General features: G+C 69.6%; 7 protein-coding genes. 2 read left to right on the top strand and 5 right to left on the bottom strand.

Annotated features, from left to right (window positions below):
- Positions 1-49 precede the first annotated feature (49 nt).
- Both CH341_RS26345 and CH341_RS26340 read left to right on the top strand, forming a co-directional pair.
- Positions 50-967 (top strand): ABC transporter permease, encoded by a 918-nt coding sequence (locus CH341_RS26345; protein ID WP_111421932.1) that lies wholly within the window; start codon positions 50-52, stop codon positions 965-967.
- A 1-nt stretch (position 968) separates the two neighbouring features.
- Positions 969-1766, top strand: a complete 798-nt coding sequence (locus tag CH341_RS26340; protein ID WP_111421931.1) for an ABC transporter permease — start codon at positions 969-971, stop codon at positions 1764-1766.
- Positions 1767-1844: 78 nt separating this feature from the next.
- On the opposite strand, the gene CH341_RS26335 is transcribed toward CH341_RS26340, so the two are convergent.
- The 5 genes from CH341_RS26335 to CH341_RS26315 form a co-directional block, all read right to left on the bottom strand.
- The gene (locus CH341_RS26335; protein WP_111421930.1) at positions 1845-2087 is read right to left on the bottom strand and encodes a DUF6460 domain-containing protein; all 243 of its coding nucleotides are present in this window, start codon (positions 2085-2087) and stop codon (positions 1845-1847) included.
- Between the two features lie 134 nt (positions 2088-2221).
- The gene (locus tag CH341_RS26330; RefSeq protein WP_111421929.1) at positions 2222-4234 is read right to left on the bottom strand and encodes an AsmA family protein; all 2013 of its coding nucleotides are present in this window, start codon (positions 4232-4234) and stop codon (positions 2222-2224) included.
- Between the two features lie 222 nt (positions 4235-4456).
- The gene (locus CH341_RS26325; RefSeq protein ID WP_111421928.1) at positions 4457-5110 is read right to left on the bottom strand and encodes a CoA transferase subunit B; all 654 of its coding nucleotides are present in this window, start codon (positions 5108-5110) and stop codon (positions 4457-4459) included.
- Positions 5110-5844, bottom strand: coding sequence for a CoA transferase subunit A (locus CH341_RS26320; RefSeq protein ID WP_111421927.1), 735 nt, complete (start codon positions 5842-5844; stop codon positions 5110-5112). The genes CH341_RS26325 and CH341_RS26320 overlap by 1 nt, the downstream gene beginning before the upstream one ends.
- A gap of 198 nt (positions 5845-6042) precedes the next feature.
- Positions 6043-6575: ABC transporter permease (locus CH341_RS26315; RefSeq protein ID WP_146604630.1), on the bottom strand; the 533-nt coding region annotated here is incomplete at its 5' end.

Genomic DNA, 6575 nt, shown 5'->3' with positions numbered 1-6575 from the left:
GTTCGCGAGCCTCCGGCTCGCGCCCCGGAATGACCGGCGAGTGAGCGCTATGAACGATCGCACTCGGCAAAGATCCCTCGGCGAGCGGCTGATCGTCGCCCTGCCCTATCTGTGGCTGGTCGCCTTCTTCCTGGTGCCGTTCCTGATCGTCGGCCGCATCAGCCTGTCGCAGACCGCCATCGCCCAGCCCCCTTACACGCCGGTGCTGGATCTCTCCGAGGGTATCGCCGGTGTCGTCGCCTTCGTGAAGGCGCTCTCGGCCGACGCCTATGCGCTGATCGCGCGCGACGACCTCTATGTCTTCTCCTACCTGAAGAGCCTTCAGGTCGCGCTCGTCGCGACCGCGATCCTGCTGGTGATCGGCTTGCCGCTCGCCCATGCGATGGCGCGGGCGCCGGCGCGGTGGCAGCCCGTCCTGGTCGTCGCCGTGATGCTGCCGTTCTGGACCTCGTTCCTGATCCGCATCTACGCCTGGATGACGATCCTGCAGCACGACGGGCTGCTGAACCAGCTTCTCGTGGCGCTGCGCGTCGTCGACGAGCCGCCGACCTGGCTCGCCACCGACACGGCCGTGCTGATCGGCATCGTCTACTCCTACCTGCCCTTCATGGTGCTGCCGCTCTATGCCGGCCTGCAGAAGATCGACGAGAGCCTCCTGGAGGCCGCGGCCGATCTCGGCTGCCCGCGCGGACGAGCGTTCTGGCTCATCACCGTGCCGCTGATCCTGCCCGGCATCGGCGCCGGCTGCCTGCTGTGCATGATCCCGATCATCGGCGAGTTCGTGATTCCGGATCTTCTGGGCGGCTCCGACACGATGATGATCGGGCAGACGCTGTGGACCGAGTTCTTCGCCAACAAGGACTGGCCGGTCGCCTCCGCCATCGCGGTCGTGCTGCTGGTCCTGCTGGTCGGCCCGATCGCGGCCTACGAGGCGCTGCAGTCGCGCCAGATCCGCGAGGGCCGCTGAGATGCGCCGCCTGTCGCCCTTCAACCTCGTCTCACTGGCGGTGGGGCTCGCCTTCCTCTACGTCCCGATTCTGATCCTTGTGGTCTACTCGTTCAACGCATCGCGGCTCGTCACCGTGTGGGGCGGCTTCTCAACGCGCTGGTACGCGGCGCTGCTGGAGGACCGCGCCCTGCAGGATGCGGCGCTGACCTCGCTCGGCATCGCCTTCGCCTCGGCGACGCTCGCCACCGTGCTGGGCACCCTGGCGGCACTGGCGCTGACGCGACTCGGCCGGTTTCGCGGCCGCCTGCCCTTCGCCGCGATGATATACGCGCCGCTGGTGATGCCGGAGGTGATCACCGGCCTGTCGCTGCTCTTGCTGTTCGTCACCGTCGGCTTCGAGCGCGGCGCCGCGACCGTGACGATCGCCCATACGACCCTGACGATGTGCTTCGTCGCCGTCGTCGTGCAGTCGCGCCTCGCTGGCTTCGACCGCAGCCTGGAGGAGGCCGCCCAGGATCTCGGCTGCCCGCCGCTGCGGACCTTCCTGACCGTGACGCTGCCCGTGATCGCGCCGGGGATCGCGGCCGGCTTCCTGCTCGCCTTCTCCCTGTCCCTCGACGATCTGGTCATCGCCAGCTTCACCACCGGCCCGGGCGCGACGACGCTGCCGATCCGCATCTATTCGGAGGTGCGGCTCGGGGTGAAGCCGGAGATCAACGCGGTGTGCACGATCTTCATCGCCGTCACGGCGCTGGTCGTGATCCTCGCCTCGCTGGTGTCGCGGCGGGCGGAGCGGGGCGAGGCAGCGGCATCGTGAGCGCGGACGCCGGCCGAAGGGCGCTCAGTGCGTCGCGCCGGGACCCGGGGCGACGGGTCGGTCGGGGACGGACCCGCTCTACTCGCTGCTCTGGCCGGGCGGACGCAGGATGTAGATCAGGGCCCAGAGCGGCACGATGATCAGGGCGCCGAGCAGGAGGTTGGGCAAGACCACGGCGACGGCGCTGCGGACCATCTGCTCCAGGCGTTCGGGCGAGACGCCGAGCTCCTTGGTCAGCGCGTCGAGCGTGATGCCGAAATGCGCCAGCACCGTTCCGACGATCAGCGAGGCGACCGCGATCTTCACCACGGTATGCAGCACTCTCCACATCGTCCCCGGGCCCCACCCCCTCGCTGCCGGCCGATTCGCGGCGCGCCATCATACAGCAAGGCGTGGAGTGCGGCGGGCGACGGCGCGCAAAAGGAGGGACGATCGACCAATCGACCGGAGCCGCCTCAGCGGGTCGGGACCTCGGCGGCGGAGGCGTCCGGCTCGGGCGCGGCCGGCTCGGCGGCCGGCGGGGTCGTCGTCTCCGGGATCGGCACGCCGTAGCGGCGGAGCGCGGCGGCCCCGTCGCCCCCGCCGAGCCGCTCGATGGCGGAGCGGACCGCGTCGCGCGCCCGCTTGTCGGCCGAGACTGCGTCGAGCAACGGCGCGGCCGCGCCGGACCGACGGATCAACGCCTGCGTGTCCGGCAGCATGATCGGATCGTCCCAGGTGCCCTGGACGAAGAAGGGCAGCTCGAAGGACGGCGGCTGCTCGACCGAGGCGGCCAGCAGGCTCGCCGTGCCGGTGAGATCGAGCTCGCGCCCCGGCACCGAGGCGGTGCCGCCGACCGAGAGGCGGACATTGCTGCCCTCGAACCGGACGTCCTCGGCCCGGGCCGTGCCCTGGCTGATCTTCAGCACCACGGCGAGCGTGTCGAACGGCGTGCGGCCGGAGCGGAAATCGGCGCTGCCGGCGAGCGGACGACGCTCCAGCCGGCGCAGCAGCTGCTCGACATTGACGCCGACCAGCCCGCCATTGGCGGCCCGCAGCGAGACATTGCCGTTGAGCGTCCGGGTGACGCCGAGAACACTGGCGCCGGCGCCGTCGAGGCTGACCCGGACATTGCCCTTACCCTCCAGCCGTCGGACGCCGATCAGCTCGGCCAGGCAAGTCTCGAGATCGACATTGTCGAGCGAGAGCTGCGAGCGCAGCACCGCGCCGGCGGGTGTCTTGGCCACCGACAGCGAGCCGGTGATGACGCCGTTGAAGGCGTGGGTCTCGCCGACCGTGACGACCAGCCTTCCGTCGCGCAGCGTCGCCGCCACCGCGGTGCGGCCGAAGCGGGTCTGTGGGGTCAGCACCCTGGCGGCGGAGACCCGCAGGTCGAGATCGATATCGTCGAACCAGTCGAGCGCGATCGGCTTGCGGTTCCAGTCGCGCGAATCGGACCCCATCAGGCGCATCGCCGAGGCGTAGGGCGTCAGGTCGAGGGTCTCGACCGCCAGCGTTCCCTGCAGGGTCTGGCGTCCGCTCAAGCCATAGGTCAGCACGCCTTCGGCGGCGTTGCCGTCGAGCTCGATATTGAGATTGGAGAACGCCAGCGTGCCGCTGACCAGGTTGGTCCGGGCCTTGAGCGCGAAGCGGCCGAGCCCGACGCCGAACAGCGAGCGGCCCGACACCCAGCCCATGACGCCGCGCAGCGACGGCGCGTCGGCCGCCAGCGTACCGTCGATCTTGAGGCTCGGGCGCATGCTCATGGCGCCCTCGAAGGCGGCCTTGAGGGGAGCCCCGCCGATCCGCAGCTTGAGGCCGGAATTGTCGCCGGCGAGCGCCGCCGGGAAGTCGCTGATCGCCAGCGACACGTCGAGCGGCTCGTCGCGCCAGGCGATGCGGCCCGTCGCGGCGAAGCTCTTGGCGATCGACGGCCAGGCGAGGGAGAGCTCGACGTTCTCCAGGACCTCGTTCACGGCGCGCCCGGCGTCCTGCAGCACGACGGTGCCGTCGGCGATGCGGATCTCCGAGAAGGACAAGGTGCGCGGATCGCTCTGCGGGCCGGGCCGCATGGCGCGGGCCAGCGAGTCGACCAGCGGCGACCAGTTGGACCGGCCGTCCTGATCGAACCGGATGGTGATGTGCGGCCGCACCAGGGCGATGTCGGCGATCTCCAGGCGTCCGGTCAAAAGCGGCAGCCAGCGGACATTGGCGACCAGCGCCTCGGCGACGAAGGGCGGCTCGTCCCCGGTGAAGCCGGCGAGCGCGACGTCGCCGAGCGAAATCCGCGGCGACGGGAACATCGACAGCGTCGAGGTGCCCCGAACGGTGGGCTCCAGGCCGGTGACGCTGCGCACCTCCGCCGTGACGGCGTCGCGGGCCGCATCGACCGACACCAGATAGGAGGCGAGCCCCAGCGCCGCGAGGCCGGCCCCGACCGTCACGGAGACGGCGAGGGCGAGACGCTTGAAGCCGGCGGGGACGCTCACGGGACGACGGATCCGTTTTTCGGGTTGTGCCGGATGGTGCCCCGGCAGGGTCGCGAACCTGCGCGATCTCTGTGACCCTTTCGTGGCCGCAACAGTCGGCGCCGGAAGGGTTTTTTAATCAAGACACGAGCGATACACGAGCGATCGGAAAGGGATTTTTCCATGCCGCTCCCGGGGGCGCGGCGCCGCCGCACCGCCCGGGACCGGACGCCCGAAACCGGGCTAGGCGGCTTTGGCGAGGGCGACCGAGAAGCTCGCCTCGGTGTTCGCCTTCACCTCGTCCAGCGTGACGCCATCGGCGAGCTCGACCAGGGCCATGCCGCCGGAGCCGTGCTTGTCGATGGTGAAGACGGCGAGATCCGTGATCACCATGTCGACCACGTTGGCGCCGGTGAGCGGCAGGTTGCAGCGATGCAGGAGCTTCGGCCCGTCCTTGGCGACGTGCTCCATCACCACCACGACCTTCTTGACGCCGGCGACCAGATCCATGGCGCCGCCCATGCCCTTCACCATCTTGCCCGGGATCATCCAGTTGGCGAGGTCGCCGTTCTCGGCGACCTGCATGGCGCCCAGGATCGACAGGTCGATGTGGCCGCCGCGGATCATCGCGAAACTGTCGGCCGAGGAGAAGTAGCTGGTGGTCGGCAGCTCCGTGATGGTCTGCTTGCCGGCGTTGATGAGGTCGGGGTCCTCCTCGCCGTCGTACGGGAACGGGCCCATGCCGAGCATCCCGTTCTCGCTCTGCAGCACCACCTTCACCCCCTCGGGAATGAAGTTCGACACCAGCGTCGGAATGCCGATGCCGAGATTGACGTAGTAGCCGTCCTTCAGCTCGCGGGCCGCACGGGCGGCCATCTGGTCACGGGTCCAGGCCATCACACTTCCTCCCCGGCGCCGGCCGCCATCTCGGCCAAGCTGCGCTTGCGCGTGGTCCGCTGCTCGATGTGCTTCTCCGCATGGATCTGGACGATCCGCTGCACGAAGATTCCGGGGGTGACGATGCGGTCGGGCTCGATGTCGCCCGGATCGACCAGGTGCTCGACCTCGGCGATGGTGATCTTGCCGGCCGTCGCCATCATCGGATTGAAGTTGCGGGCGGTCTTCCGGTAGACGAGGTTGCCCTCCGCATCGCCCATCCAGGCATGCACGAGCGAGATGTCGGCGGTGAGGCCGGTCTCCATCACGTATTTCTCGCCGTGGAACTCGCGCACCTCCTTGCCGTCGGCGATCACGGTGCCGACGCCGGTCTTGGTGAAGAAGGCCGGGATGCCGGCGCCGCCGGCCCGGATGCGCTCGGCGAGCGTGCCCTGGGGATTGAACTCGAGCTCCAGATCGCCGGACAGGAACTGCTGGGCGAACAGCTTGTTCTCGCCCACATAGGACGAGATCATCTTCTTGATCTGGCGGGTCTCCAGCAGGATGCCGAGCCCGATCCCGTCGACCCCGGCGTTGTTGGAGATCACGGTCAGGTTCTTGGCGCCCGAATCCCGCACCGCCTTGATCAGGCTCTCGGGAATGCCGCAGAGGCCGAAGCCTCCCGACATGATCGTCATGCCGTCCTTGATCAGCCCCGCCAGGGCCGAGGACGGATCCTTGTAGACCTTCTTCATGATCCCACCGCCGTTTCCTTCACCTGGATCCTGTGTTCGACTATGTGATGGATTCGTAAGCCGAATTCGTCGATGTGCCGTAGCGTTTCGCGTCGCGCCGAGTCAAGCGGCGGGCGCGCGTTCCGGTCGTGTCCGGAGGCGACGGGCGGGGAGTCCGCATGCCGTCGATCCGGTCCATGCTGCAGGTGCGCGGTGATGCTACGCGAGCGGCGCGTCCGGGTCGAGATCGTCGGAGAGGCGGACCAGCCGGATCACCGGGACGAGTCCGACCAGGACGATCAGCAGGGCGGCGAGCGCCCCCTCCTCGAAGCTGCCGCGGGTGGCGAACTGATAGACATAGGTCGCCAGCGTCTCGGTGTTGAGGGGCCGCAGCAGCAGCGTCGCCGGCAGCTCCTTCAGACAGTCGACGAAGACCAGGAGCGCGGCGCCGAGCAGCGCCGGCCGGGTGAGCGGCAGGTGCACGGCGCGCACGACGCGGCCCGGACGGGCCCCGACCGAGGCGGCGGCATCGTCGAGATCGAGCGGCAGGCGCGCCAGGGCGGCCTGGGCGAAGCCGGTGGCGATCGCCAGGAACCGGATCGTGTAGGCGATCGTGACGGCGGCGCCCGAGCCGGCGAGCAGCAGGCCGACGCCCTTGCCCGTGAGGGCGCGCCACGCGTCGCCGATGACGCCGTCCACGGCGACGAGCGGCCCGAGGAGCCCGAGCGCCAGCACGGTCCCGGGCACGGCGT

Source organism: Rhodoplanes roseus (assembly GCF_003258865.1).
GTDB classification, from domain to species: Bacteria; Pseudomonadota; Alphaproteobacteria; order Rhizobiales; family Xanthobacteraceae; genus Rhodoplanes; species Rhodoplanes roseus.
The sequence above is the reverse complement of the archived record's forward strand: the minus strand, read 5'-3'. Positions and strand labels throughout refer to the sequence as shown.